Genomic DNA, 23,573 nt, shown 5'->3' with positions numbered 1-23,573 from the left:
CCGTACACCACACTACCGGCTAGCAGTGTCCAGGCTGTCCCGTTAGGGCCTGCCCTGGCTGCAGTTGCGTTTCTTGCGAGCACAAAAAAGCCCAGCACTTGGCCGGGCTTTTGATTGGTGTTTGCCGAAGGCAAAACTGTAACAATGGCGATACGGTATCACCAGCCGAACGGGAACGCAATAGGGCCTCAAGCGGCCCTTTTCATTTCGTAGATTGCGGCGGCTACCGGGCTCAGTGCCTCCTTGTCCAGATCCTCACAGCAATCGAAGGCCAGCCGGACGAATCCGGCCCAATCCCGCTCCCAGTTTGTTGACTCAAGCTTCACGTCGTAATGGGCCACCATCCACGCACGGAAGCCCTCAGGCGACTCCAGGGGATCGTCATTGGCCGACTGGCCGCCCTGGTGCATGTACCGGTACCGGGCCATGACGCCCTTGACCACGTATTCAAGCTTTTCGCGCTTGGCCGCAGTCATGCGTGGCGAACGCTGCTGGACCATGAAGAATACGACCTCCTCCGAAGTTTCCTTGTCGTCCACGTCCAGGCGCGGCGCGTACATGAAGTGCCCGAACGCTTTGACGTGAGGTTTGAGCTTGTCGATCGCTGACTGCACACCACCAGCAATGACCTGGTGGGCAGCGTGACCTGCGTGGCGCTGCCGCTCCGTGGTCTGCACCATCGCCCCCAGCAGGCCGAGCTGTTCGATGAATGAGCCCTGGCTATCCCAGGCCGTGTACAGGCAGTCGTGCCAAGCCTGACGCGCGCTGTTCAGTTGCATGCCTTTCCCCTCTTCTCAGCCCGGCGCACCAGAAACTCTTCCGCGTACCGCTTGCGGCGCACTGCGCCCGCCCAGGACAACGCCACACCACCCACCACCATGAGGGTGGCCAGAATCAGGAATCCCCATGCTGGTGTCATGCTGCCTCCTTGAGGGCTTTGATCTTTGCCCGGTACTCGGCCTTGATGGCCTTCAGGTCGTCGATGGTGTAGCGCTTGGCCTCATGAGGGCCTTCCAGCCACTCGACCTTTTCAGCCCCTATGCGGCGCACCAGCTCGGCCCGGTAATTCACCAGGTCGCCTGACTTGTGGGTATTGCATGGAGCGCACTGGCGCCAGATATTGAGCGGCTCGAAACGCAACTCCGGGTGTCCGCCGGCCGATCTGAAATGCCCTGCGTGCCATTGGCCGTCATGGAAGCGGCCGCAACTCACGCACGGCAGGTCAGCGTCACGCAGGCGGATGTACTGATTAACCACCACCTGCGCCTCCTTGAGGTGATCCGCCCGGCTCTTGAGCTTCTGCTTGCGGACCTGGATCTCGCGGCGCTCGCGCTGGGCAATCGCCTTGCGTGCCACCGCCTGGTTTTCGGGCTTCTTGGCCAGCGCCAGGGCGCACTGAACACCGCAGACCTTCTGCGTCGACAGAGATGGCCGGAACTTCGTACCGCAGCCCTTGCAGGTCTTCTGCTTCACTTCCTTGAGAGCTACGCGCATGGCTCAGCCTCCTTGGCGTTCTGCTGCTCGGGTTCGAAGTCACCGCGCAGGGGCATCAGGAATCGCTCTTGGATCAAGAAAATCCCGCCAACATCGATACGCCCGCTCTCTCCTACCGCTGTAGCCCCGTCCGAGTGGACGGCCCACGCCTCGTATCCGCTTGCGTTCTTGGCATCACGCCCGTTCGGAGCCACAAAGGACTGACCTGGCACCAACTTGATGACCAGCTCAACGGCCCTGCCGATGTTCGGTGACACTCCAGTGCGAGACCCCGCGATGAGTGCCAGATCGCCCGGCTTGAATTGATGGCTCATGCAGCCTCCTCGCTCAGAAGGTCACCAAAGAACACCCCCTTCGGCGCGAACTCGGCCACGATGCGGTCGGTGTACTGGCAGCCCTGAGCGCGGTCGAAAAGGCGGGTCACCGGGAAGCCATCCGGCCCGAACATGGCGCAAGGACCCATCAAACGAAGCTTGACGTCGTAATCCAAGTGGATAAACGACTCAGCCCAGCCGGTGCGGAACTCGGCGCAGCCGGCGCGCATGATCGGCACGCCCAGGTGCAGCTTGCAGTAACGGCGAACGTCCTCGATGTCACCCATCTCGGTGCTCTTGGCGATGCGCTCGTACATGGCGAACCACAGGGCGTTCTGGTCTAAGGTCCGATCCTTGCCCGGGCGCATGCTGACAACGACGAACTTCTTGTCGCGGAACAGCCGGGTCAGCATGGTGATCGCCTCGGACAGCTTAGCCTGGCTGTTCACGCTGATCTTCTCGGTCATGGCGCCACCTCCCGCACCAACGTCTCAGCCTTCTGGTCAGCGCGCATCACGTGCTTGGCGCGTGAACAGTCCAGGTTGCCGTAGCCACTGACGCTGTACCCGATCAACTGCATGAGCTGGGACCTGTCATCCTTTTCGTACTCGCGCATGGCGATCTCATTCAGGCCGAAGCCATGCTTCTGGCAAAGCTCGAGCATGTCGCTGATGATCTGATTTGCCTTGAAGCGGATAACGCCGTCGGCCGCAACTACCACTGGCTGCATTGGTTGTCTCTTGCTCATGCCACCACCTCACACTCAGGCCAGATCAACTGCGCCTCACGCAGAGCGCCGGCACGGTCCAGGCTCTGCTCCATCAGCACCATCTGGAAGGCCTTGGGGCCTACGATCACGGTCCATACGCGCTTCATGGCGCCACCTTCAGCCCATGGGCCTCGATCGCCTCGCGGCAGTCGTCAACGGCTTCGTCGTAGTGCTCCGCCTCTGGCCGAACCCACCCGCCTTCGGTGGCATTGTGCGCGCTGATTTTGGCAGGAAGTTCCACCACCACGGCCGCGCGGGAGGCCTGCCAGAACACCCAGGCTTCACCCGTGGCGCCCCAGTAGTAGGACTTGCCATCCGATGCCAGACGAAACTCATCGTCTGACCAGTCCAGAACATCGCGGGCGAAGCTCTCGAACTGCTCGCGGCTGATATCGCGCATCTTGTTGGTGTCCATCAGTGCTTCTCCTGCGCGGTCAAATCCTGGAATATCCACACCACATTCGCTCCGCTCAGGCGTGGCGGTTCGACGTAGCAGACCTGGCTGCCATCGACGAAAACCTGCCCGGCATGCGTGCTGACACGCTCTCGCTCCAGGCCTTCCGCCAGCGAGCAACCCAGCACGCGCTCCACGCACTCCTCAATCTGCGCCTCGAAGCGGCGGCAGGCAGTGCGGTAAACCTCGGTTGCGATCTGCATCACTTGCCCTCCTGCATGGCCTGGCCGATTTCGCCAGCTGCACGAACGATTGCGGTACGGAGCGCTTTGCTGCGGACCTCATGCTCGTCAGCGCCTTCGAACCAGTGATCGTCAGCGTCTTCCATCCATTTGGCCTCTCCAAACGGGCCGACATAGAACCTTTCGCCTCCACCATTGCGCTCGACCTCGAAATTGAGATCCACAAGCAGCTTGAGCGCATCGCTATCGTCTTGGAGCGGTCGCCACAGGCGGTAGGAGTCGCGGCTGCCAATGCGCAGGCAATTACGGGCGGCCTCGTAGCAGAGGACCGGGCGGATTCCAGCAGCCTTCGCCGCCAGCTCCAGCAGTTGTTGATCACACATGCTCATCAGTGCTGCTCCCAAGGCAGGAAAATGGCTGAAATCAGCTCGGGTATCTCCCGGAAATCTCGACGGTTCTGCCAAAGGATCGCGACAGAGAAAATGATCGGAGTGAACGGCAGCAGTGCCAGCAGGTACAGACGAGCAAGCCATGGTCGGCGAAGCATCCATGCCTGAGCACCGCGCGGATTGAACTTGCGCATCACACCCCCTCCCCGGCCGGCTGCCCGGCGCGCTTGATGTTCAACTTGGCCAGCAGGCTCATTGGCTCTTCCTCATGAGTTCGGCAATGGCCTCGCGGGCCTTACGCTTGCGCAGGTAGGTATCGACGCGGATCACTTTCGATTCCTTGAGGCGCTCTTTCTCTTTGCGCTCCTTGGCGGCGCCGATGATTTGGCGGACCTCGGCAAGCTTTTCGCGGACCTTGGGACTGACCTTGGCCCGCACTTCACCGGTGAGTAGGCCGGCAATCGCATGGCCGTCTTCGGTGATCGGCGCGATGCGCAGGTCAGCCAGGTACTTGGCCCCTGTCTCGTGGGTGATGAGCTGGGCGCGGACGGCGGACTCGATCGCGGTCACCCGGCGGCCCTGGTCGTAGCCCAGCGACACCTCCCACTTGGCCGGCTGGTCTTCGGCACGGGCGAAACTGACCAGGCGCTCGTAGGCGCTCATGAACGCCATCCGGGCGCCGATCTTGTCGCCAGCCTCAAGGATCGGAGCGGATGCGATCATGGCCTGGCGGATTTCAGTGGTGAGCACCACGGTATCGTGCTCGTCACTGGCCGCCAGGGCGATGGACCACGCCTCGTCCTTGCCTGGGCGGGTGTCTGCCGCGTGGATGTTCTTGAGGACCATGCCGAGCGAAAGGCGCCCAGCAGGCTCTCTACGGCACGCACGCAGTGCGCCGATGATGACGCCAGGCTCATACGCCGAAAGGTCCTCAGCGATGAGCTGAGCGCCTCCTGCGCTGATTGCCTGCCCCATCGCCTCGGCAGTGGCGCAGATGGCCACGGCCAGTTCGGCTTGTTGGTCAGAGGAAAGCATTGCGCTTACCCCCCTGGCCGTTACGGATCGCGTCAGCCGCTTCCTGCGCCGCGTTCATGTTCGCCTGGGTTTGCTCTTGCTGGCGGGCAGTGGTGGCGTTCATCTGGCGGTTGGTCACCCACTGGGTGTGGTAGGCCTCGGCTTTGGCCAGCAGGTCGCCAAGGTTGTGGCAGCCGTTGATCAGCTTGGCGTCGTTGATCCGCAGGTAGAACGCGGCGACATGGTGAGCAACTTCAATCCCGAGGCGGTCGATCAGCTGACCCATCTGCCCGCCTGCCTTCGCATTCCATACCGGCCAGGTGTGATAGCGCTTGCGGTAAGCCATCGCGTAGTTGGCCCAGGCCTTGAAGGTTTTGCAGGACTGGTCCTTCGGGCCTGGCATGTCTGCCGGGATTTCGCAGCGCGGCTCTTCGCCCCCAACAGGGATCAGTGCAACCACTTTTCCGGCAGGCTGGTTCGGCTCGTCCGAACCTTCCTGCGAACACTGACTGGTACCCTGATTGGTATCCTGATTGGTATCCTGATTATTGGTATCCTGATTTGTCGGATTTTTTTCCGACCTTGGCTCGGATTTTTTTCCGACCATGCTCGGATTTTTTTCCGAGGTAGATCGGATTTTTTTCCGACCTTTGGTACCAGTAGGCGGGGTCGGATATTTTTCCGACCCATCCAGTTTCTGGTTCCACTCGGTGGCCTTCTCCGTCAGACGGAACAGCGTGATGCTGGACGTGCTGGAAAGCTCGATAAGTCCGACCTCTTCCAAGGCTTTCAGCATGCGATAGGCGGTATCAGGCTTGCCGGTGAGCAGCGGGAGCTCGTCGGTGATCTTGGCCTTGCTCAGGGCAAAGTAGATCCCGTCCGGCGTCTGCATAGGCTTGGCCCAGCTCGGGCAGCCGTAGACGAACGAGAACAGCAGCGCCTGCTGGGAGTTGAGCCCCCATTCCAGAGCTTTCACCTGGTTGATGGTGAGGGTGAACTGCATATCAAATACCCCCTTGGGCTTTTTCACTACGGCGCTTGTCGCGGTAGGCGTACACCTCTTCCAGGCCTTCCTCGATCTTCACTACCTCACGGTCGAAGTAGGCCTGGGCCTGGGTTTCTTCTTCAGGCGGCAGTTCGCCAGGGCCACGCAGACCGTTCCAGATCCACTGCATCGCGGCATCGGCACCCTTCCCTTTCTGCCACTCCACAACAGCGGCACGCATGCCAAGCAGGTATCGCCCAAACAACAGGTCGAGCTCCTTGACTTGCATGCGCAGCGCCTCGTTCTCGTCGGAGATGCCGCGCTTGATGCGACGCTCAGCCTCAACGGTAAGCCCCCACGCCTCGTTATCGGTTTTGAGCTTGTCGATCTCCGCCTGAAGGCCGCAGACCTTCGCTTGAAGGTCGCCACGGTGCGCGGTTTCGCTGACTAGACGCTCACTCGCGACGGCAAGTGCTGCCGAGGTCCTCCCATCGCCGTTGCAGGCAGTGCAGTGGCCGAGGCGCTCAAACGAATCAGGGCCGTGATAGGTGACGTGGATTTCCTCGCCGGAACCGTTGCAGGCTGGGCAGTAGTAGCCAAGCGCAGCCTTCGCAGCATCCCAGCCATTCCAGGCCGAACCAACATCGGGAATCGCATCCCAAACGATATGGCCGGCGTCGGATATGGCTTCATCCAGCCACTTGTTGAAGTCGGGGTCTTGCCACTGCTGGCGATCTTGCTCACGGCTTCTCATGCTGCACCCCGCACTGCCTTGTCGTGGGTGTGCAGGCCGTCCCAGTTCTTCTTCATGGGCAGGTCACCGGCCAGATACAGCTCGTACAGGCGAGCGGCGCCCTTGCGCAGCAGGATCGGCGTGTAGCTGATGAACGCCTCTTTCCCGTGCGGGGTGATCTCCTGCTGGTGCTCGGTCATGTACTTGTCGCGAGCATAGGCGGCGACGCGGTACCGGGTTCCGGACTTGCTCTCGTTGTAGAGCCAGTTGCGGCGCTCAAGGAAGTGGCCAACCTGCATCACGTTGACCCCATTGAGGCCCTTGCAAAACTGGACGTGGCTCATGCCTTCCTTGAACAGGTTTTCCAGGTGGTCGATCTTCTTGGCCTGGGCCTCGACCTGGACGGTGAGCAGGACGCGGGCTTTTTCCGACTCCAGGGCCATCTGGAGGATTTCCAGCTTGCTGAGGTCGGCGGGCATTGGCTTCGCTACCTGGGCCTCCAACTGCTGCCAGCGGTCCACCAGGGCGGCGGTGAATTCTGGCGAAAGCTGGGCGACGACAACGAAGCTGTCGCGCTTGTTGACGAGATACTCGGTAGCCTTACGGCCCAGCGAGTCGAGGTATTCCCCCAATGGGGGAAGATCAATCACAGCCGGCTTGTCGGGGGCTTTGGCCGTGGCCAGGCGCTCGATGGACTGTTTCACCTTGTCATGGCGAGATCCCACCAGATCGGCAATCTCTCGAGACGACATGCGCGCCACAAAATCATGCTTCGTGTTTTGTGGCGCGAGCAATCCTATGGGCTGTACACTTGGGGTCTGCATATGCATAATTGGTCTCACTTATGTGATGTTGCAGAGAGCCGGGGCGCAATCCCGGCTTTTTTGTGCCTGCCAGAAGCCCGAAAGAGGGCCTCTGTCTTTTCACAATCAGGGAACATCGAGGCCCTTTTTGTGCCCTACCAGCCCCAACACGGGGGCCTTGTGTCGCATTTGTCTCAATTGCTCCTGGATCGCGAGTGAGCGACTCATCTCCAAGTACTCATCCGTCGATCTATCCAGGCTCCAGCCAAGGTCGGCAGCCAGCTGTCGAACCTCAGCCTTCACCTCGATTGGCAGCAATTCGAAGGTGGTTTCAGGCATAGGCCCTCCATAGGGGCTTCAGGCCGTTTTATCCTGCTCACCAGCGCCGTTCATTTCTCGGAGCAGATCAGCAGCGCCCAGGCGACGGCCAAGGTTGGCCAGTTCGTGCACGTAGGTCGCCAGCTGCATGCCAGCCATGCGGGCCTCCATGCGTAGCTTTCGAACCTATTCAGGCTTCCAGCGCGACTTGATCACTTCGCTGCGTTTGTTGGCGGGGTCCAGGTGCATTCAGGGATTTCCTTGTGATTGAAAAGTGTTTAAGCGGCGGATTTCTTGATGCTTTGCTTACCGCTCTTGGCCAGTTCGGCATGCATTTGGTCGATAGCGGTTCCGGCGACATAGCTCGGGTTGCTGATCTGGCCGTTGCGAATACGGAAAACGGTCGAGACGTCGCACTTGGCGCGTTCAGCAATGGCCTTGTAGGTCATGCCTGAGCCCAGCAGCTCATCCAGTTTTTTCGGAAGATCGGTAGCGCTCATGGCTGCCTCCTTTGTAGATATGCACATCATCATGCACTGGTGCATATCTGTCAACGCTCCGCTGTATTGCTGTATGCACCGCCGGGAGGCAGCATTGCACTCATGCATAAATCGATAGATAAAATTCTCGCTCAACTGATGGCCGCAAATGGCATAACTCAGGTTGAGCTGTCGAGCCGGACAAGTGTCGGCCAGTCGACCATTTCCAGGATTCTCAAGCCTCAAGGCCCAAAAGGCATCAAAGAGCCGACTGACAAGCAGGTCAGGCCTTTAGCCGATTTCTTCGGTATCACCACCGATCAGCTGCGTGGCTATGAACCCTTGGGCGAAGTCGAGCCTCAGCCGGAAGAGCGAGCCACCCTTTCCACTGCCGATATCGTCAAGCAGATGCTGGCGAAGCACGGAAAAGGGCTTTCAGTGGATGCTCGGCAGAAGATCGCTGACGCGATTGAGGAGAAATCTGCCGAGCAGGAAGCATCCAAGGTCGTCACATTTGATTTCTCGCGGCCTGGTCAAGTTGGTGACGAGGTTTGGATTGCGCACTACGACGTTCGGGCAGCGATGGGTGGCGGACAGATACCCCATGATTACCCGGAAATGCTGCAAGACATCCGGGTCAGCCCTCGGCACCTGCGCGAAATGGGCGTGACGTTCAAAGAGCACTATCACCTCAAAATGATCACCGGCTGGGGGCAGTCAATGGCGCCCACGATCAAAGACCGCGACCCGTTGCTGGTCGATATTACGATCCGAGAATTCACCGGTGACGGCATCTACCTCTTCTCTCACGACGAAATGCTGTACGTGAAACGCTTGCAGAAGAAAGGCCGTGATCGGTTCAAGATGATTTCTGACAACAAACACCATGACCCTGAGGAGATCCGTGTGGACGACACCCACATCCTGGCCCGGGTGCTCTACGTGTGGAATGGGCAGCCGGTGTAGCCATGCCCCTAACCAAGCCCAGCCAAGACCTCCGCCGCGACCTCCAGGGCCTTGCCTCTGACCTTAAATGGTCAGCAGTCGAACTGATGCGAATCGCCGTCCGCCTGAGCGAAGCCGGAAACGAGCATGACGCCCAGGCGGTGATCAGGATCTGCCAGGTGATGCAGGATGGGGAGGATCGGCTGGTGGGGTATGGGGAAGAGGTAAAAGCAGGCCGTATCGAGAGATCCTGAAGAGGCTATTTTGCCGGCCGGGATTCGTCTCGGCTTTTTCGAAATGGAGGCAGCTTGGATATCAGCAACATAGCTAATAGCGTAGTCGCCAGCTTGATTGCGGCCATGATAATAGGGCTGTCAAGGGCTATCTGGGAGTCAAGAAGGAGGTATATAGGCATTGTTGCCGCAAACGTTGCAACAATTAGAGAAATCTCTCTAGCAGCCCTGCGAAATATTGCGGTCATGTGGTTTTTGCTCCTTCAGATTCAGCTCAACGTGTTCACCGATAAGCCGCTCACCAGAATGTCGGTGTTACTGATCGCCTTCTGGACATGGTGGGCCTTGTTCTACCTGGTTGCAATGCTAGGCCTCATTGTAAAGCCCAGGGACCTCCCTCAGAACGACTGATTTCCAGCGCTATGCCTGCGTGATGGCTGGCGGCCAGAGTGGTAGGATGGCGCTAAATTCACAGGGAGTTCGCCATGAAGGCTTGGGGAATCGCACTGATCGGGATCGGGCTGGCCGTCATCGCCTACGCTCTGGCCATGGATGTGACATTGCCTTACGGGCTCATGTACTGGGAGCGAGCGAGCAATGCTGAGCTTCTATCCAGGCGCACCATGTTGGCAGTGCTTGGGGCTGCATCTGCTGTTTCTGGCGTGATCCTTCTTTCGGTGCGATCAAGATCCAGCATTGACTCCGTAGGCGCCCCCATCTCTGGAAGCTCAGGCCATCAAGCGCATGAGTACATCAGCAAGCCTGTACCAATGCCTCAAGGAAGCGGAGCCTCGCACGGCTGGGTCGCCATACTGCCAGCCACCAGCAAGGCTGAGCTGGGCAGGCGCCTCGGGGTCGCCAGAGAGCTTGGTCTTCCAGTCGTATCCGGCTCAAGCATGCCAATCCATTGCGGCTATTACGACTCTCGGGCAGAAGCCGATCAGATCTGCCAGAGGCTGATAGCCGAATGTGGCATGGACGCCAAAACAAAGTACGTCCCGCAAAACTAGAATCCGCCGACATGAGAGCCCGCCTAGCGCGGGCTTTTTTGTGCCTGCATAAAAATTTATGCACTGGTGCATTGACACCAAAATTGCACTGGTGCATATTTTACCCATCGAGGCGCTACACAGCCCCTCGGGAGGCCCTCAAGCCGACCGCTCTTTCACATTGATGGGAACATCGCGGATCGATCCCGGCAACGGTACAGCGCGAGCAATAAATTCGATCCCCATGCCAGCTCTGGAACTGGTGAACAGACCATGCAGCTTCCTGTGGTGACCGGAGTTCGATTGCCCCGAAAGGCAACCAACGCGGAGGACAACCTCTGACGGCGAACGAAGCGAAACGCTGAACCGTGCGAATGACCCGCATAGCTGCATGCCGCGCCGATAGCCCTGGCGCCAATTAGGGCTACATCGAAAGCGTTCTCGCCGAGTTCGCTTTCGATGCGAGGAGATCAATGAACACAAACGAACTGGAAATATCCGAACTGCACCGACTCTTCTCATACAACCCAGATACAGGCCACCTGACATGGCGCGTGACAAGCTCGCCAACAGGTGCAGTTGGCTCCATAGCGGGCTCGACCAAGCCATCCGGATACATAGTCGTGTGCATCGCTGGTCGGTACTACCGAGCTCATCGCATCGCCTACGCAATGCATCACGGATCCTGGCCACTGGGCGAGGTCGATCACATCAACCGCAAGCGTGATGACAACCGAGCTTTGAATCTGCGGGATTGCACCAGGACGGAGAACTCTCTGAATCGAGGGTTACACACCAACAACAAATCGGGATTCAGGGGTGTCGCTTTCGATCAGCGTCGTCAGCTCTGGATGGCATCGATCAAGGTTTCAGGCCGGACCATATTCCTGGGCCGATACCCAACGCCTGAGCTGGCCGCCGAGCAATATGAAAAGGCTAGATGCCAATACCGGTCAGGGTGAAACGCCTGAACCGAGAGAACGACCCGGGCATGCAATGCGCCCCGCCACCCCGGCGGTAATGGGACAGAACGATTCACTGATGCCGCTTCGATGAGGCGGCATTGGGAATCAACTGGAGTGACACCAATGGAAATCACCTTCCCAGCAGACAGCGTGAGCGTGGACAGCACCTATCACACCAGCGGCGTGAGCGTCACGGTAGAGGCAAATGGCCGTGAGATTGCCGCCAAGCTCGATCTGGACGACCGCCTTCACGATCTCGACCCTGTCGACATCATCAGCGAGGTGGGCGTCGAGAACATTCTTGAGTCCATTGATGAGGACGTTGTCCGCAAATTTCTGATCGATAACAGCGATCCCGACGACACGCTGGAGTACATCGGCCTCGACAAGATCCACGAGTTCCTTTCGCACGGCGGCGACGATAGCAACTCGCCGGTTTGAACAGACGATTCCCCGGTGCGCCTCAAGCGGGGCGCATCAGGGGGAATCCACTGAATAGCAGAGGGCAAGACAATGTCAGGCACGTTCGAGCAAGGCTGGGCGGCGCGGCCCTTCGCGCAGCAGTTCCCGGAAATGAACGCCGACGAGGCCAAGCGCCTCGACCATATCAACACGTCCATCACCACGCTGTATCTGGCAGGCCTGCTGACCGATAAGCAGGCCAACGAGATCCGCACCAAGAAATTTCCCAAGGTCGTCACCAAGGCGGTTCTGGGCAAGCGCTGAGCGATTTCACTGGCTGGCCTTGGCGACAGGGCCAGACGGGAAATCAACCGCCTTGGAGAGCAGTATGTACACGACCGACGATGAACTGAAGATCCGCAAAACTGGGCGCGTGACCATCACCAAGGACGGCATCAGCGTTGAAGGTTTCGACGTGAAAGGCGCGATGTGCCGCGACGTGGCAGTTGTTGCTGCGGCCTGGGCAATCGGTGAGCTGCAACGCGAAATGCTGAAGACCATCCAGAAGCCCGGCGGCGGGAAAATCAGCGTCGACTGAACAACCAGCTAACGACAGCCTGACGCTAGCTGGCCAGCCCGAAATAAACGTCAGAGTGCCGCGCTATCAACGTAGCAACTGATCAATAGCTTCGCGCAAGCGGTCAGCCGAAGATGAGTTTTCCAGCGAAATTTTTTCACGGATATTGCGGAGAGCACGTCGTGCGCTTTCATCACGCTCGAGCAACTGACGGGCTTGGTACGATCCGGCCATTGCGGCTAAGGCCATAGCCCGATTCGTACTGTTGTTTTTCTCGCTCGTGTTGTTCTGCTCGTAGAAGTCCATGAGCCGAGACTCGGGAGCATTCTTGACCTTGTCCCACATAGTGAGCAAGTTTCTGACCATCGTGTCGTTCATAGCCTTGCCTGCTGCTTTTCCTAGGCCAGCAACAATGTCGAAAAACCCCATGCGCATCATCCTTTGAGTGTTGGTTTTAGCGATTGACAGCTATCGAGTCGGCAGAAGTTGAGAAAACTTTAGAGCTGAATCTCATCACATCTTAGTTTCCCGCAAGAGTCCATGATGCCCTGCTCCCCATCGCAGGCTGCATCGGAGATTGATCGGAGCGTGCTCAAGCGAGCTGCAGCGCTAGGATCGCAAAGACCCGTGAACCTCCTGAGCCGGTATATGCGAGACGGCCAATACCAGAAACGCGGCGGGAACCAAGCAGGGGTAGCGCCCTGGTGTTCCGATCAATCTCCGATGCATCCCGCATCCCCTTCCCTTCACATACGACCGCATTGGCAGGCGCCAGGCCACCTTTCACGGTGGGTTTGGTCACCCGCGCCTGGCTCCTGGCCAATGCGGTCATGAGGATCACCCAATGAGCGGAATGAACGTTTCCGGCCAGATCATGATTCAGGAGCCGTCAGGCAGCGGGTTTTCGGCCCATGTCTACCCAACACGCCTTGATGCAGCCATTCAGTTGCTGCGCGTGATGATTCGCCGCGCCACTGACGAGCAGCAGGCCATGGCCCAAATCGAAAATGCCGTAGCCGAGCTGATCAGCGAGGAGCGACATGATTTGGATATGGAAATGGCAACCGAACGCCGGCGCCGTGGAGAAGAGCCATGAGCGACTGGATCAAGTGCTCTGAACGCATGCCTGAGCTGCCCAAGGGCGGCGGCAAGGCCTGGGTAATCGCCTACACGCCAGCACGAAAAGCGCAGAGCGCCTTCAACGGCGCCCGCTTCCTCTACTGGAACGGCATTGACTGGCGCTACGGGGATGGCTCGCGCTTCGAGCACCGCGTGACTCACTGGCAGCCGCACCTCACTCCACCCACCGAGTAACCCACCACCTGGAGGCGACCATGGCTCGCGAGCATGAGCTTTACGCAGACAGCGCCCAGGCGCGCGAGGTTGATCACCAGTACAGGCTATTCGGCGATACGCACTGGGCGGATCACCTGACCTCGGAGCAGGCCAGAGCGAATAACCAGGCCTGGAACACGTCGATCCGAGAGCGCGACGAACGTCAGCGGATAGAAAGCCGCCGGGTCATTGCCGCGGCACTCGACAAGATGGAAGCCATGTGCGGCTCAAGCGCCGCCCGGAGGACTGCATGAACAGGAAGACCAGGCAGGATGTTATCGACATCATCGAATCTCGCTTCGCTGCGATCTGTGCGAATTTCAGCGACACGCTACGTGGTGAGCTGGTCATGGCTATCGATCTAGCCGGGCTCACTGGCGCCATTGAACTGGCCGAACAGCGCAGCTACACCGAGCGCCTGAACCGCATCATTGCCCGCGACCATGAGCAGTGGATGGAAAGGTATGGGAGGGTGGCATGAGCACTGCACCTGTTAAATCCCTCATCGATGAGCAGCTTGAGCAGATCGAGCGCACCCTGGCAGTGATCAGCTTCGGCTTGCCGTTTAACGAGGCCATTGGGCTACCACGAGAGACACCGGTTTCTAGCCTGACCCGTCGCCTCAGCACAACCATGAAGGGGCGGCGCCTCGCTGTCCGCGTGCGGCCATGACCGGATACCAGCGCGCCAGACGTTTTGCCATGTGGCGCGGCAGCTTCATCACCCTTTCCCTGTGCACCGCCTGGATGCTGGCCAGCGCTTACGCCGGCTGCATCACCTCCTGAGGTAACCATGAACACAACACCCCGCCTGGCCGCCCAACTCGACTGGATGACGGTCGGAGCCTTCTCGCCTGAACGGTACCAAGGCGAAGAGCGCAAAGAGTACGAAGAAGAGGCCGCTCGCATTGAGCGGCAGTGGGACAACCAACCGAACTGAGGGCATCCCAATGTTCAAGAAAGCCGAACGTAAGCAGGCAAGGCTACGGCTAGCACTTACCGGCCCATCTGGATCAGGCAAGACCTATTCCGCGCTGCAACTGGCCATCGGCCTGGGCGGCCCGATCGCGGTAATCGATACCGAGCACGAAAGCGCCTCGCTGTACGCCGACCTGACCGACTTCGATGTCACGGGGCTGAGCGCACCGTACTCGCCGGAACGGTACATCGAGGCCATAAAGGCTGCAGAGGCAGGCGGCTACTCGACGCTGATCATCGACAGCTACTCCCACGAGTGGGTCGGTTCCGGTGGCTGCCTTGAGATCAACGACACGATCGCCAAGCAGCGCTACAAGGGCAACACCTGGTCGGCTTGGAACGAGACGACGCCGCGCCACCGCAAGCTGGTCGACACCATCCTGACCAGCCCGCTGCACATCATCTGCACGATGCGCAGCAAGACCGAGACGGTCCAGGGCGAAGGCAAGAAGATCCTCAAGCTTGGCATGAAGTCCGAGCAGCGTGACGGTTCTGACTACGAGTTCACCGTAGTGCTCGACCTCCTCCACGACGGCAACGTTGCCGTGGCCACCAAGGACCGTACCCGGCTCTTCGATCAGCCTGAAGTGATCAGCCCGGATACCGGCCGGCGCCTCTTGGCCTGGCTGAACGATGGCAAGTCTCAAGCTGATCTCCAAGCTGCGGCACTCGACGACGCCCTGTCGAAGATTCCGATCACAGAAACGATGCAGGAGCTGCAGAGCGTGTTCTCGGCAGCCTATCGCGTCCTCGAGCAGTCCCCTCACCTCCTTGCGCAGTTGAACGCCGCGAAGGACCAACGCAAGTACGAACTTACCCATCAGGAGCAATCGGCATGAATGCATTCATCTTCGACAGCGAGACCACTGGCTTCAACGAGCCGCACTTGGTCGAGGCCGCCTGGCTGCAACTTGCAGCGATCCCCGGCCTGCCAGTGGCTGACGAATTCCTACAGCGCTATAAACCGGGCAAGCCGATTGAGCTCGGCGCCCTGGCCACCAGCCACATCCTTGATGAGGAACTGGCGGATTGCCCGGACCATACCGAGTTCGCGCTGCCTACCGAGGTTGAGTATCTGATCGGTCACAACGTCGACTACGACTGGGGCGTCATCGGCCAGCCAGCGATCAAGCGGATCTGCACCGCAGCCCTGAGCCGCCGACTATGGCCCGACGCCGACTCTCATTCGCAGTCGGCGATGATTTACCTGCACTACCGCGAGCAAGCTCCGGGCCTGCTCCGCAATGCCCACGCAGCCCTGGATGATGTGAAGAACTGCCGACTGCTGCTGGTCAAAATTCTCGATGCCCTGGCTGGCGAGCTGGGACGCCCGGTGGCCGACTGGGAAGAACTCTGGAGTATCTCCGAAGATGCCCGCATCCCGACCGTGATCAGCTTCGGCAAGCACCGCGGCACCAAGTTCAGCGATCTGCCGGCCGACTACCGCCGCTGGCTGCTCAACCAACCTGACCTCGACCCGTTCGTTCGCAAAGCACTGCAGCGCTAGGAGACAACATGGCTCGCGGAGTAAACAAAGTCATCCTGGTCGGCACCTGCGGCCAGGATCCCGAGGTCCGTTACCTGCCCAACGGCAACGCGGTCACCAACCTGAGCCTGGCCACCAGCGAATCGTGGAATGACAGGCAGACCGGCCAGAAGATCGAGAAGACCGAATGGCACCGCGTGGTGCTGTTCGGCAAGGTCGCTGAGATTGCCGGCGAGTACCTGCGCAAGGGCTCCCAGTGTTACATCGAGGGCAAGCTGAAAACCCGCGAATGGGAGAAAGACGGGATAAAACGCTACGCCACAGAGGTGCACGTCGACATCAACGGCACCCTGCAGCTGCTCGGGGGGCGGCCTGACAACCAGGGCGGCGGCCAGCAGCAACAGCAACAACGCCAGCCTCAGCAGCAACGACAGCAACAACGTCAGCAGCCGCAGCGCCAGCAGTACCAACAGCAGCGCCAGGCGCCGCAGCAACAGAACCAGCAAGCAGGGTATGGGCCGGATCCCGAAAGCTTCGACGACGATATCCCGTTCGCCCCGCTCCACCACCTGGCGGGCGCATGATCGCCACCATGTCTCAGCCTGTGCCCGCCGTGAAGTACGCGGCGGCCATGGCCAGGTCCACTGGTCAGCCTTGGGGCGTATACCGAGGAAACAAGCGTCTACTGGTGGTTATGCCGTCTGGCTCGACGAAGAAAACGCCTATTGAGGTGTGCCACCCATGAAACGAATCCAGAAGCTCACGCAGCAGCGTCGCCGCCAGCTGCACGTACACATCCCGCCCAGCGGAATCATGGAGGTGCCGTATGGCGATGTCACCCAAGGAACGCGACGAGAAACGACGCGCCAAAGCCGCACGGTTGCAGGAAGAAGACCTGCGCTTGAAGGTTCGACCAGGGACTAAACAGGCCCTGCTGGAACTGATGGAGTGGGCCGGGATCGAGGAACAGGGCGAGGCGATGACGCTGATGATTCATCACATCGAAGCGCTCGGGCATCACGCACTGTTCCGGATCGCGCGCCACGAAATCGAAGCACACCGGAATGTGGCGCGCACTGAGCCGCTGCGGCTGTCGACCAGGAAACGAACCGGCCAGAACCTGCGCGCCATCTGCGGCTGGGCTGACGCTACCTACAGCCAGATGATCGAGGCGCTGATCCACGGCATCCACGCCCTGGGCAGCCTGCACGCGGCGAAGTTTCTTACTCCGCCGCGTCACAAGATCAGCATCTCACCGCGCCTGGCCTTGGCCTTCGACCGGAAGAGCTTGCTGATGATTCAGCAGGATCCGGGCGACGAGGTCCTCAGCCCTTCCCTTTAGCCGCGTCTTCAAGATCTGCGGTGAGCGTCCATTTAGAGTCAAGCTCGCTTAGCCGCTTTGAATCCAGCAGATGTTGAGCAAACGCTTTTTCAACATCTGCAGCCGACAATTTTCCTGACTCTACAAGCTTGTTCATGACTTGCTGGTGAAGAATGTAGGCCGCCATAGGGGCTGCCCTCTTCATCTCGTTGCGCCCAAGAATAACGCTGATGTCCTGAGCTCTGTTTTGAATCGCTGCCTCTAATAAAAGCTTTTGCTTTTCTCGCTTCTGAGTGTAATGGGCTTGAATCCATTGCCCCAACAAAGTCGCCACGCTACCAACTGCAGCGCCCACCAGGCCTGCCACTGCTGCATCCATAGCTATCCCCTCCGGCCCCATGCCGATCACCCGTAATACCCCATCCCAAACCAAATTGCCACCATGCCGCCCAGCCACGGAGGGCGGCGCATGCTTGGAGAAAGCCATGAGCGACACCGAAGCCGACCAGAGCCTGGCAACCGGACACCCGATGAACGCCGACACCTGGGCGGACTTCGTTACCCGCCTTCGCCACCACTGCAATGGCCAGGGTGTTAAGTGGCATCACACGGCCTGCGCGCTGTTCACTGTGCAGCAGAAGCGCATCGACTACGGCTATGAGGCTGACTACGCCGAGGGCTTAGTGGTCTGCCTGGAAGACAGGCGCTGGTTCAGCCCTGAGGAGTACTGGAAAGACCTCGACGAGGAAGAGCAGCAAGAGATCAACCAGGCAGTCCACATTCAGCAAGAGCGTCGTACTCGATGTTCTTGCCTGGAGCAAAAAGCGCGCGAAGTCCAAGACTTGAGGTATCCCCATGCCCACAGAAAACCGATCCAGCAACACCGAGATGGTCAGCGTGCCGCGCGAGGAAATAGAAGCCGCATGCGCGCGCTTCGCCAAAGCGCAGATATTCGACTTCTCCCGTCGCGTGCGGGCATGGCTGGATAAGCCGGCCCAGCACATCCACCCCGAGCCTATAGCCTGGATGGTTGGTACTGCCTTCTGGTGGACCAAAGAAGAGGCGGAGAGGGATGCGGCGGCGACTGGGCTGCCGATTGTCGGGCTTGGACCGATGACCGATACCGCTGAGGTTGAGCGCCTGAGGGATGGCATCAGCAGGCACTGGAAAGTTGTCTGCGACCAGCGTTCCGAACTCGACATGACACGCAAACAGTTAGCCGAAACGGTTGCAGTGCTTTCGTCGGTGAAAGATCAGTTCAAGCGATTCGGCAACGGTTTTCCCGACGGCTTCGATGGCAGGGTGTTCCGCCAGGTTGATGATGCTGTGGCCGCGCACGCCCTATCCGCCAGCGCAGAGCCGATCGCGCCGAGAGGCTTTGTTTGTGATGAGCCTGGAACCCCAGGCGAGTGGAGCAAATCCAAGATCAAGGCGCTGTGCGCAGCAGTAGTTACTCAGGGCCGGTTCAGAGGTCAGTTGATTCAGCTGGCGCACGACCAAGATACCAAGCCTGCGATTATTTATCGTGGGTTAGAGCCGATCGCTCCGATTGAGCGCGATGAGCGGGCGGAGTTTGAGTTGGCCTGCTCGGATGGAAGAGTCGCCGATATAGGATTCAAGACCGGGGTTGTTTACGAATCCATGAAGGCCAACGACATTTGGATTGGATGGCTAGCCCGCGCCGCCCTGGAGCGCAAGCCGTCCTGACCGCTGGAGTACATCCGTACTCCTTCGCTGTAACCCCTCTCCCCTCTATTCACTGCCGCGATATGGCGGCTAAGGAATCCCCGTGCGCGAAGAAAAAGTCGTGATGTACGAATCCCCCGAAGCCGCCAGCCTCCAGACCGTTACCGGCTGGGTCGACCCGTCCGGCCGGTTCTGGGGCAAGGACGAGCACATGGCCCGCTACTGCGGGTCAACCCACCGCCACTGCGCGAAGAACCCAGAGCACCCCATCCATGCCACAAACGGGTGGTGCGCGACCTGTCACGCAGAGAGCCGGGCGGCCAAGTTCGCAGCCATGCCGAGCCGTGTATGGGCCGGCGAAGTGATCACCGAGTACGACGGCGACCAGTACTTCTTCGACGAGGAAGACCTCCGGGACTACCTCATTGAGCATGAGGTGGACCTGGCCGACCTGAAGCTGGTGTTCTGCACCCCGAACTACCCCAGTCAGATTGATCCGAACGACCACTTCTGCGATGACCTGCCGGAAGACGGCGAGGTGAATGACGATCAGCTGCTGGCCGCGTTCGAACTGCTCAACGAAATGATCGCCAAGTGTCCGCCATTGTCATGGTCGCCAGGCTACGAAGCGGTTGAGCTACCCCAAGCATTCATCGATATGGTTGCCAGCGAGCGCCAGGAGGCCCAGGCATGACCCGCCTTGCCCTCTGCCTCCTGCTGCTGGCCACCGGCGCCGGCGCAGCACCTCAACCCGAAGAGAACGTCATCGACGTACAGCACGACAGCCAGCGCGGCGTCACCTGCTACCTGCTCAATGGGGTCGGCATCAGCTGCATCCCCGACAGCCAGCTGCAGGCCGGCAACCAGCGCCAGCTCTCCCCGCACGAAACCCAACCCGAACCTACACCCGCTCTGGCGCCTGGGCGCTGGATTGATGAGAGGTATCAGCTGTGAGCAAGATCGACTGGAGCAAAGCGCCAGAATGGGCAGACGGCCATGGCCTAGTCGCCCATCACGGCATAACCGAGGTGTGGATCAACATGGACCAGTACGCCGTGGTCGGAGCCGAGGATCGCGCTTATCCATATGGCGGTGGCGCGGGCGAGACGCGGCACAACTTCACCCGGGGCCAGGTGCAGTACATCACGCCGCGGCCGGCGCGCTGGGATGGCGAAGGCCTGCCGCCGATTGGCCAGAAGATCGAAATGAAGAACAAACGCTCCACAGAAGATTGGGCTCGGCCTGGATTTCAGGAAGTGACCATCACCGCCATGGGCACACAGCTGTTTCTGGTCACCTACCGCGAGGGCGGCGAAGAGAACTGCGGCCATCTCAGCGAGTACGATTTCCGGCCGCTCAGCTCTCCTGAGCAACGGGCGGCTGAAGAACGCCAGCGTGCTGCGCGACAAATGTGCCTGGATGCCGGGCATGAAGCTCCAACCCCCGGGCAGATCAATATGGGCCTGAAGCTCTACGACGCGGGCTACCGCAAGCAGGTGACGCCATGATCGCCCTCGCCTACATGGCCTACCTGATCTACAGGGGGCCGCGATGAGCAACCCAAGACTTTTCGAGCTGGAGTGGTACCGCCAGCACGGTAAATACCCCGAGCGCATCAGGCGCGGCTCACCTGGTGGCGATTATGTGATTGGTGATGCTGCCTGGCACAGGAAGCATCCAGAAAAACGGGAACCTATAGAAGCGCTGATGCTGAAAGCCCGGACAGCCGGCGAAATACCTCGGAAAGCCTAACCACCCCCCCTACTACTCAAGCCCGCCGACATGCGCGGGCATGGAGAGACTCATGCTCAACTTCTTGACTCGCATCTTCAAGCGAAAGAAGAAGCCCGAGCCGCGTCCGGCTCTGGCACCGACCGGATTCGCACGCGGCCACAGCCCGGCATCAGGCAGGCAAGACCCGATGCTTGATCCGCTCAATCCGTTGAGCCCCGTCAGCCCACTGCATCCCGCCTACCAAGCAGACAGTTACGAACCATCGCGCAGCACCAGCAGCTCCTGCTCCAGCCGGGACTACAGCAGCTACGACAGCGGCAGCTACTCGTCGAGCCACAGCAGCAGTTCCAGCGATAGCGGCTCCAGCTCCAGCAGCTGCGACTGACCACAACCTGCCGCCACCGGCGGCCTGGAGACCATCCATGAACCTGATCGACTGCTACGTCACGAAGATCCTCGGCGAGCCGTACCGCAAGTTCGGCGCCTGGTGGGTCGACGTCGAATACAACAGCTGGGGCAGCACCAGCAAGACCAAGCTCATGTTCCGCACCGAGGAAGCCGCCAAGGCGGCGAAGGTCGGGCAACACTTCTTGGCCTGATCGGCCGCAGGAGACACACATGGCAAACGCCACTGCAGCTGCACCGACAGCCTTGCAGCCAAGGTTCCTGCGCGCGAAAGACGCGCCAGGCTACCTCGGCATGTGCAAGGACGAATTCAAGAATACCGTCAGGCCGCATGTCCGTGAGTTTCCGATCGGGAAACAGGGCATCGGCTTCGACCGCCTAGAGTTGGATGCCTGGGCAGACGCCTACATCGAAGCCATGGCCGTTGAAAAGGCAAGCAATCAGGACAACAATCGACCCCGCAGCGGAAGTATGGCCGGGGAATCCAAGGAGACTCCATGGCCAAAAAGGCAATCACAGGGCTCCAGAAAATGCCGAACGGCATCTGGAAAATCGACAAAGTCTACAGGGGGGAGCGAATTCAAGAGAGCACTGGCACTACTGACCGGGTAGAGGCCGAGCAGTATCTGATCCACATCCTGGAGAAGATGCGGCTACGCAAGGTGTATGGCGTGCGCGAGATCAAGACCTTCAGTGCAGCGGCTGCCCGGTACCTGATAGAACACAAGGACCAGCCGTCATTCAAGGTCACCGCAACCTACCTTGGCCAGTTGGATGACTACATCGGCCACCTGCCTCTGACGCATATCGATGATGAGGCACTGGCACCGTTTATCCGGGACCGGAAGGCGGACAGCGTTCTGCCGGACGGGACGATAAAGAAGGGAGTGAGCAACCGGACGATCAACATCGCGATTGAGCGTGCGATTCGCGTGTTGTCGCTGGCTTGCAGGAAGTGGCGGGACGAGGAGCGCAGGCCTTGGCTCGACAGCGTGCCGCTGCTGACCAAGCTGGAAGAGAAGAAGGCGAGCCGAAAGCCCTACCCCATGACCTGGGAGGAGCAGTCGATTCTCTTCGGGGAGTTGCCGGACCACCTGCAGCGCATGGCCCTGTTCAAGGTGAATACAGGTTGCCGCGAGCAAGAGGTCTGCAAGCTGAGGTGGGACTGGGAAATCTTCGTGCCGGAACTTGGCACCAGCGTATTTCTGATACCGGCCGAGTTTGGCGGCCGACATGAAAACTCTGGGGTCAAGAATCGGGATGAGCGTCTGGTAGTGCTGAACAGCGTGGCGAAGTCGGTAGTAGACAGTCAGCGAGGCATCAGTCGTGAGTGGGTTTTTCCCTACAACGGCACGGCGATGCATCGCATGAACGACTCAGCCTGGAAGAAAGCTCGGGTGCGCGCGGCGAAGCTCTGGCAGGAGCAACACTTACGACCGGCACACCCCGGGTTCGCATCCATACGCATTCATGACCTCAAGCACACTTTCGGCAGGAGGCTAAAAGCAGCAGGCGTTACTGAAGAGGACCGCAAGTCGTTATTGGGCCACAAGAACGGCAGCGTGACCAGTCACTACTCCGGCGCGGAGCTTGGTCAGCTGATAGAAGCAGCAAACAAGGTGTCGGCAACCGACTCGCGCGGACCGGTGCTGACAATTTTGAAGAGGAGGATCGGATGAGGAAAAAGGCAAAGTCACTCGAAAAGTCACTATGCCCAGAAATGAAAAAGCCACCAGAAGGTGGCTAAGTCATTGGGATTATTGGTCGGGACGGAGTGATTCGAACACTCGACCCCTTGCACCCCATGCAAGTGCGCTACCGGGCTGCGCTACGCCCCGACTACATTCTCACAACCTCTGAGAACGATGAAGAATCTAACCTAACTCTCTGATAAATGAAAGCTTTTTCTCAAAAAAATTTCCATTCATCAGGAAAAGCCCAGCTCACTTCTTCAACACCACTAACACATCCTCCAATTCAACAATCATCTGCCGAATCAGCTGCTTGTACTGGCTCGATTCATCCTTAGCCTCATCACTGGAAAGCCGCAACCGCGCCCCGCCAATGGTGAACCCCTGGTCATAAAGCAGCGCACGAATCTGGCGAATCATCAGCACGTCTTGCCGCTGGTAATACCGCCGATTCCCCCGCCGCTTCACGGGGTTAAGCTGGTCGAACTCCTGCTCCCAATACCGCAGCACGTGTGGCTTTACTGCACACAGCTCGCTCACTTCACCAATGGTGAAGTAGCGTTTGCCCGGTATGGGGGGCAGTTCGTCGTTATGGCTTGGTTCCAGCATAGGCCTCAACCCGGGCCTTCAACTTCTGCCCTGGACGAAAGGTGACGACGCGCCGTGCAGTGATCGGGATTTCTTCCCCTGTCTTGGGGTTGCGGCCCGGCCGCTGGCGTTTGTCGCGGAGGTCGAAGTTGCCGAAACCGGACAGCTTCACCTGCTCGTTCTCTTCAAGTGCGTGCCGAATTTCTTCGAAAAACAGCTCGACCAGCTCCTTGGCCTCACGCTTGTTAAGCCCCAGCTCCTCGTACAGCCTTTCGGCCATCTCAGCTTTCGTCAGAGCACCCATG

Annotated in this window: 47 protein-coding genes and 1 tRNA gene; 26 read left to right on the top strand and 22 right to left on the bottom strand. The window is 59.4% G+C overall.

Annotation, left to right across the window (positions count from 1 at the left end; genetic code table 11):
• Positions 1-188: 188 nt before the first annotated feature.
• From PM2_RS19485 to PM2_RS19410, 17 genes are all read right to left on the bottom strand, one after another.
• A complete protein-coding gene (locus PM2_RS19485; RefSeq protein WP_028699418.1) occupies positions 189-779 on the bottom strand; it encodes a hypothetical protein in 591 nt (196 codons plus the stop codon).
• Complete coding sequence (locus PM2_RS31225) at positions 770-919, bottom strand: hypothetical protein (protein WP_169739398.1); 150 nt, start codon at positions 917-919, stop codon at positions 770-772. Before PM2_RS31225 ends, PM2_RS19485 begins: the two co-directional genes overlap by 10 nt.
• On the bottom strand, positions 916-1,494 hold the full coding sequence (locus PM2_RS19480) for a recombination protein NinG (protein WP_019751347.1): 579 nt from the start codon (positions 1,492-1,494) through the stop codon (positions 916-918). The genes PM2_RS31225 and PM2_RS19480 overlap by 4 nt, the downstream gene beginning before the upstream one ends.
• Entirely contained in the window at positions 1,485-1,808 is a 324-nt protein-coding gene (locus PM2_RS19475; protein WP_019751346.1) for a hypothetical protein, read from the bottom strand. Before PM2_RS19475 ends, PM2_RS19480 begins: the two co-directional genes overlap by 10 nt.
• Complete coding sequence (locus PM2_RS19470) at positions 1,805-2,275, bottom strand: NinB/YbcN family protein (RefSeq protein ID WP_028699419.1); 471 nt, start codon at positions 2,273-2,275, stop codon at positions 1,805-1,807. The genes PM2_RS19475 and PM2_RS19470 overlap by 4 nt, the downstream gene beginning before the upstream one ends.
• Positions 2,272-2,556: a hypothetical protein gene (locus tag PM2_RS19465; RefSeq protein WP_028699420.1), complete on the bottom strand. Its 285-nt coding sequence runs from the start codon at positions 2,554-2,556 to the stop codon at positions 2,272-2,274. The genes PM2_RS19470 and PM2_RS19465 overlap by 4 nt, the downstream gene beginning before the upstream one ends.
• Positions 2,553-2,684, bottom strand: a complete 132-nt coding sequence (locus PM2_RS31795; RefSeq protein ID WP_267880089.1) for a hypothetical protein — start codon at positions 2,682-2,684, stop codon at positions 2,553-2,555. Before PM2_RS31795 ends, PM2_RS19465 begins: the two co-directional genes overlap by 4 nt.
• Entirely contained in the window at positions 2,681-2,992 is a 312-nt protein-coding gene (locus tag PM2_RS19460) for a phiTE_015 family protein (RefSeq protein WP_028699421.1), read from the bottom strand. The genes PM2_RS31795 and PM2_RS19460 overlap by 4 nt, the downstream gene beginning before the upstream one ends.
• Positions 2,992-3,234, bottom strand: coding sequence for a hypothetical protein (locus PM2_RS19455; protein ID WP_028699422.1), 243 nt, complete (start codon positions 3,232-3,234; stop codon positions 2,992-2,994). Before PM2_RS19455 ends, PM2_RS19460 begins: the two co-directional genes overlap by 1 nt.
• Positions 3,234-3,602, bottom strand: coding sequence for a hypothetical protein (locus PM2_RS19450; RefSeq protein ID WP_028699423.1), 369 nt, complete (start codon positions 3,600-3,602; stop codon positions 3,234-3,236). The genes PM2_RS19455 and PM2_RS19450 overlap by 1 nt, the downstream gene beginning before the upstream one ends.
• Positions 3,602-3,796, bottom strand: coding sequence for a hypothetical protein (locus PM2_RS19445; protein WP_028699424.1), 195 nt, complete (start codon positions 3,794-3,796; stop codon positions 3,602-3,604). The genes PM2_RS19450 and PM2_RS19445 overlap by 1 nt, the downstream gene beginning before the upstream one ends.
• 58 nt (positions 3,797-3,854) lie before the next feature.
• Positions 3,855-4,637 (bottom strand): hypothetical protein, encoded by a 783-nt coding sequence (locus tag PM2_RS19440; RefSeq protein ID WP_028699425.1) that lies wholly within the window; start codon positions 4,635-4,637, stop codon positions 3,855-3,857.
• Positions 4,624-5,619, bottom strand: coding sequence for a hypothetical protein (locus tag PM2_RS19435; RefSeq protein ID WP_028699426.1), 996 nt, complete (start codon positions 5,617-5,619; stop codon positions 4,624-4,626). The genes PM2_RS19440 and PM2_RS19435 overlap by 14 nt, the downstream gene beginning before the upstream one ends.
• 1 nt (position 5,620) lies before the next feature.
• Positions 5,621-6,355: a zinc finger-like domain-containing protein gene (locus PM2_RS31610; protein ID WP_233425960.1), complete on the bottom strand. Its 735-nt coding sequence runs from the start codon at positions 6,353-6,355 to the stop codon at positions 5,621-5,623.
• Positions 6,352-7,086 (bottom strand): Rha family transcriptional regulator, encoded by a 735-nt coding sequence (locus PM2_RS19425; RefSeq protein ID WP_233425959.1) that lies wholly within the window; start codon positions 7,084-7,086, stop codon positions 6,352-6,354. The genes PM2_RS31610 and PM2_RS19425 overlap by 4 nt, the downstream gene beginning before the upstream one ends.
• Before the next feature lie 177 nt (positions 7,087-7,263).
• Positions 7,264-7,476, bottom strand: coding sequence for a hypothetical protein (locus PM2_RS19420; protein ID WP_009396432.1), 213 nt, complete (start codon positions 7,474-7,476; stop codon positions 7,264-7,266).
• 257 nt (positions 7,477-7,733) lie between these two features.
• Positions 7,734-7,955 (bottom strand): hypothetical protein, encoded by a 222-nt coding sequence (locus PM2_RS19410; protein ID WP_028699428.1) that lies wholly within the window; start codon positions 7,953-7,955, stop codon positions 7,734-7,736.
• 102 nt (positions 7,956-8,057) lie between these two features.
• Here PM2_RS19410 and PM2_RS19405 point away from each other — a divergent pair, with 102 nt between their 5' ends.
• The 8 genes from PM2_RS19405 (at position 8,058) to PM2_RS19370 (ending at position 12,066) form a co-directional block, all read left to right on the top strand.
• The gene (locus PM2_RS19405; protein WP_028699429.1) at positions 8,058-8,900 is read left to right on the top strand and encodes a LexA family transcriptional regulator; all 843 of its coding nucleotides are present in this window, start codon (positions 8,058-8,060) and stop codon (positions 8,898-8,900) included.
• A 2-nt stretch (positions 8,901-8,902) separates the two neighbouring features.
• A complete protein-coding gene (locus tag PM2_RS19400) occupies positions 8,903-9,133 on the top strand; it encodes a hypothetical protein (protein WP_028699430.1) in 231 nt (76 codons plus the stop codon).
• Between the two features lie 54 nt (positions 9,134-9,187).
• Positions 9,188-9,523: a hypothetical protein gene (locus tag PM2_RS19395; protein ID WP_028697938.1), complete on the top strand. Its 336-nt coding sequence runs from the start codon at positions 9,188-9,190 to the stop codon at positions 9,521-9,523.
• A gap of 74 nt (positions 9,524-9,597) precedes the next feature.
• Complete coding sequence (locus PM2_RS19390) at positions 9,598-10,122, top strand: hypothetical protein (RefSeq protein WP_028699431.1); 525 nt, start codon at positions 9,598-9,600, stop codon at positions 10,120-10,122.
• A 452-nt stretch (positions 10,123-10,574) separates the two neighbouring features.
• Positions 10,575-11,063 (top strand): HNH endonuclease signature motif containing protein, encoded by a 489-nt coding sequence (locus PM2_RS30230; RefSeq protein ID WP_028699432.1) that lies wholly within the window; start codon positions 10,575-10,577, stop codon positions 11,061-11,063.
• A 126-nt stretch (positions 11,064-11,189) separates the two neighbouring features.
• Positions 11,190-11,507 (top strand): hypothetical protein, encoded by a 318-nt coding sequence (locus tag PM2_RS19380; RefSeq protein ID WP_028699433.1) that lies wholly within the window; start codon positions 11,190-11,192, stop codon positions 11,505-11,507.
• A 72-nt stretch (positions 11,508-11,579) separates the two neighbouring features.
• Positions 11,580-11,792 carry a hypothetical protein gene (locus tag PM2_RS19375; protein WP_019751323.1) on the top strand — a complete coding sequence of 71 codons (213 nt, stop codon included), beginning with the start codon at positions 11,580-11,582 and terminating at the stop codon, positions 11,790-11,792.
• Positions 11,793-11,856: 64 nt separating this feature from the next.
• Positions 11,857-12,066, top strand: coding sequence for a hypothetical protein (locus PM2_RS19370; RefSeq protein WP_033740500.1), 210 nt, complete (start codon positions 11,857-11,859; stop codon positions 12,064-12,066).
• Positions 12,067-12,132: 66 nt separating this feature from the next.
• On the opposite strand, the gene PM2_RS19365 is transcribed toward PM2_RS19370, so the two are convergent.
• Positions 12,133-12,474, bottom strand: coding sequence for a hypothetical protein (locus tag PM2_RS19365; protein ID WP_028699434.1), 342 nt, complete (start codon positions 12,472-12,474; stop codon positions 12,133-12,135).
• A gap of 415 nt (positions 12,475-12,889) precedes the next feature.
• Here PM2_RS19365 and PM2_RS19360 point away from each other — a divergent pair, with 415 nt between their 5' ends.
• From PM2_RS19360 to PM2_RS19320, 10 genes are all read left to right on the top strand, one after another.
• Positions 12,890-13,141, top strand: a complete 252-nt coding sequence (locus PM2_RS19360) for a hypothetical protein (RefSeq protein WP_233425958.1) — start codon at positions 12,890-12,892, stop codon at positions 13,139-13,141.
• Positions 13,138-13,359, top strand: a complete 222-nt coding sequence (locus PM2_RS19355; protein WP_028699436.1) for a DUF551 domain-containing protein — start codon at positions 13,138-13,140, stop codon at positions 13,357-13,359. Before PM2_RS19360 ends, PM2_RS19355 begins: the two co-directional genes overlap by 4 nt.
• 20 nt (positions 13,360-13,379) lie before the next feature.
• A complete protein-coding gene (locus tag PM2_RS19350) occupies positions 13,380-13,634 on the top strand; it encodes a hypothetical protein (RefSeq protein ID WP_028699437.1) in 255 nt (84 codons plus the stop codon).
• Entirely contained in the window at positions 13,631-13,861 is a 231-nt protein-coding gene (locus tag PM2_RS19345) for a hypothetical protein (RefSeq protein ID WP_028699438.1), read from the top strand. The genes PM2_RS19350 and PM2_RS19345 overlap by 4 nt, the downstream gene beginning before the upstream one ends.
• Complete coding sequence (locus PM2_RS19340; RefSeq protein WP_028699439.1) at positions 13,858-14,052, top strand: hypothetical protein; 195 nt, start codon at positions 13,858-13,860, stop codon at positions 14,050-14,052. The genes PM2_RS19345 and PM2_RS19340 overlap by 4 nt, the downstream gene beginning before the upstream one ends.
• 120 nt (positions 14,053-14,172) lie before the next feature.
• Positions 14,173-14,319, top strand: coding sequence for a hypothetical protein (locus PM2_RS30790; RefSeq protein ID WP_154670331.1), 147 nt, complete (start codon positions 14,173-14,175; stop codon positions 14,317-14,319).
• Between the two features lie 10 nt (positions 14,320-14,329).
• Positions 14,330-15,196: an ATP-binding protein gene (locus tag PM2_RS19335; RefSeq protein ID WP_028699440.1), complete on the top strand. Its 867-nt coding sequence runs from the start codon at positions 14,330-14,332 to the stop codon at positions 15,194-15,196.
• Positions 15,193-15,864 (top strand): 3'-5' exonuclease, encoded by a 672-nt coding sequence (locus tag PM2_RS19330; protein ID WP_028699441.1) that lies wholly within the window; start codon positions 15,193-15,195, stop codon positions 15,862-15,864. The genes PM2_RS19335 and PM2_RS19330 overlap by 4 nt, the downstream gene beginning before the upstream one ends.
• Before the next feature lie 8 nt (positions 15,865-15,872).
• The gene (locus PM2_RS19325) at positions 15,873-16,427 is read left to right on the top strand and encodes a single-stranded DNA-binding protein (protein WP_028699442.1); all 555 of its coding nucleotides are present in this window, start codon (positions 15,873-15,875) and stop codon (positions 16,425-16,427) included.
• 242 nt (positions 16,428-16,669) lie between these two features.
• Positions 16,670-17,185 carry a hypothetical protein gene (locus tag PM2_RS19320; protein WP_028699443.1) on the top strand — a complete coding sequence of 172 codons (516 nt, stop codon included), beginning with the start codon at positions 16,670-16,672 and terminating at the stop codon, positions 17,183-17,185.
• Here the strand turns inward: PM2_RS19320 and PM2_RS19315 are convergent.
• The gene (locus PM2_RS19315; protein WP_051564705.1) at positions 17,169-17,651 is read right to left on the bottom strand and encodes a hypothetical protein; all 483 of its coding nucleotides are present in this window, start codon (positions 17,649-17,651) and stop codon (positions 17,169-17,171) included. The two genes, PM2_RS19320 and PM2_RS19315, sit on opposite strands and share 17 nt — an antisense overlap.
• Positions 17,652-18,019: 368 nt before the next feature.
• On the opposite strand from PM2_RS19315, the gene PM2_RS29540 reads away from it, so the two are divergent.
• The 8 genes from PM2_RS29540 to PM2_RS19280 all read left to right on the top strand — a co-directional run bounded on the left by PM2_RS29540 (position 18,020) and on the right by PM2_RS19280 (position 22,668).
• On the top strand, positions 18,020-18,871 hold the full coding sequence (locus tag PM2_RS29540) for a hypothetical protein (RefSeq protein ID WP_154670332.1): 852 nt from the start codon (positions 18,020-18,022) through the stop codon (positions 18,869-18,871).
• 82 nt (positions 18,872-18,953) lie between these two features.
• A complete protein-coding gene (locus tag PM2_RS19300; protein WP_028699445.1) occupies positions 18,954-19,544 on the top strand; it encodes a hypothetical protein in 591 nt (196 codons plus the stop codon).
• The gene (locus PM2_RS19295) at positions 19,541-19,804 is read left to right on the top strand and encodes a hypothetical protein (RefSeq protein WP_028699446.1); all 264 of its coding nucleotides are present in this window, start codon (positions 19,541-19,543) and stop codon (positions 19,802-19,804) included. The genes PM2_RS19300 and PM2_RS19295 overlap by 4 nt, the downstream gene beginning before the upstream one ends.
• Positions 19,801-20,358, top strand: coding sequence for a hypothetical protein (locus tag PM2_RS19290; protein WP_028699447.1), 558 nt, complete (start codon positions 19,801-19,803; stop codon positions 20,356-20,358). Before PM2_RS19295 ends, PM2_RS19290 begins: the two co-directional genes overlap by 4 nt.
• A 43-nt stretch (positions 20,359-20,401) precedes the next feature.
• Positions 20,402-20,602, top strand: a complete 201-nt coding sequence (locus PM2_RS30785; protein ID WP_154670333.1) for a hypothetical protein — start codon at positions 20,402-20,404, stop codon at positions 20,600-20,602.
• Positions 20,603-20,654: 52 nt separating this feature from the next.
• Positions 20,655-20,969, top strand: coding sequence for a hypothetical protein (locus PM2_RS19285; protein ID WP_028699448.1), 315 nt, complete (start codon positions 20,655-20,657; stop codon positions 20,967-20,969).
• 37 nt (positions 20,970-21,006) lie between these two features.
• Positions 21,007-21,183 (top strand): hypothetical protein, encoded by a 177-nt coding sequence (locus PM2_RS31220; protein WP_169739399.1) that lies wholly within the window; start codon positions 21,007-21,009, stop codon positions 21,181-21,183.
• Positions 21,184-21,486: 303 nt separating this feature from the next.
• Positions 21,487-22,668, top strand: coding sequence for a tyrosine-type recombinase/integrase (locus tag PM2_RS19280; RefSeq protein WP_028699449.1), 1,182 nt, complete (start codon positions 21,487-21,489; stop codon positions 22,666-22,668).
• A gap of 82 nt (positions 22,669-22,750) precedes the next feature.
• Here the strand turns inward: PM2_RS19280 and PM2_RS19275 are convergent.
• From PM2_RS19275 to ihfA, 3 genes are all read right to left on the bottom strand, one after another.
• Positions 22,751-22,827 (bottom strand) — tRNA-Pro (locus tag PM2_RS19275).
• 105 nt (positions 22,828-22,932) lie between these two features.
• Positions 22,933-23,289: a MerR family transcriptional regulator gene (locus PM2_RS19270; RefSeq protein ID WP_003250681.1), complete on the bottom strand. Its 357-nt coding sequence runs from the start codon at positions 23,287-23,289 to the stop codon at positions 22,933-22,935.
• Positions 23,270-23,572: an integration host factor subunit alpha gene (gene ihfA, locus PM2_RS19265; protein WP_003250679.1), complete on the bottom strand. Its 303-nt coding sequence runs from the start codon at positions 23,570-23,572 to the stop codon at positions 23,270-23,272. The genes PM2_RS19270 and ihfA overlap by 20 nt, the downstream gene beginning before the upstream one ends.
• Position 23,573: the final 1 nt, after the last annotated feature.

The sequence above is a fragment of the Pseudomonas monteilii NBRC 103158 = DSM 14164 genome (genome assembly GCF_000730605.1).
GTDB lineage: Bacteria > Pseudomonadota > Gammaproteobacteria > Pseudomonadales > Pseudomonadaceae > Aquipseudomonas > Aquipseudomonas monteilii.
The sequence above is the reverse complement of the archived record's forward strand: the minus strand, read 5'-3'. Positions and strand labels throughout refer to the sequence as shown.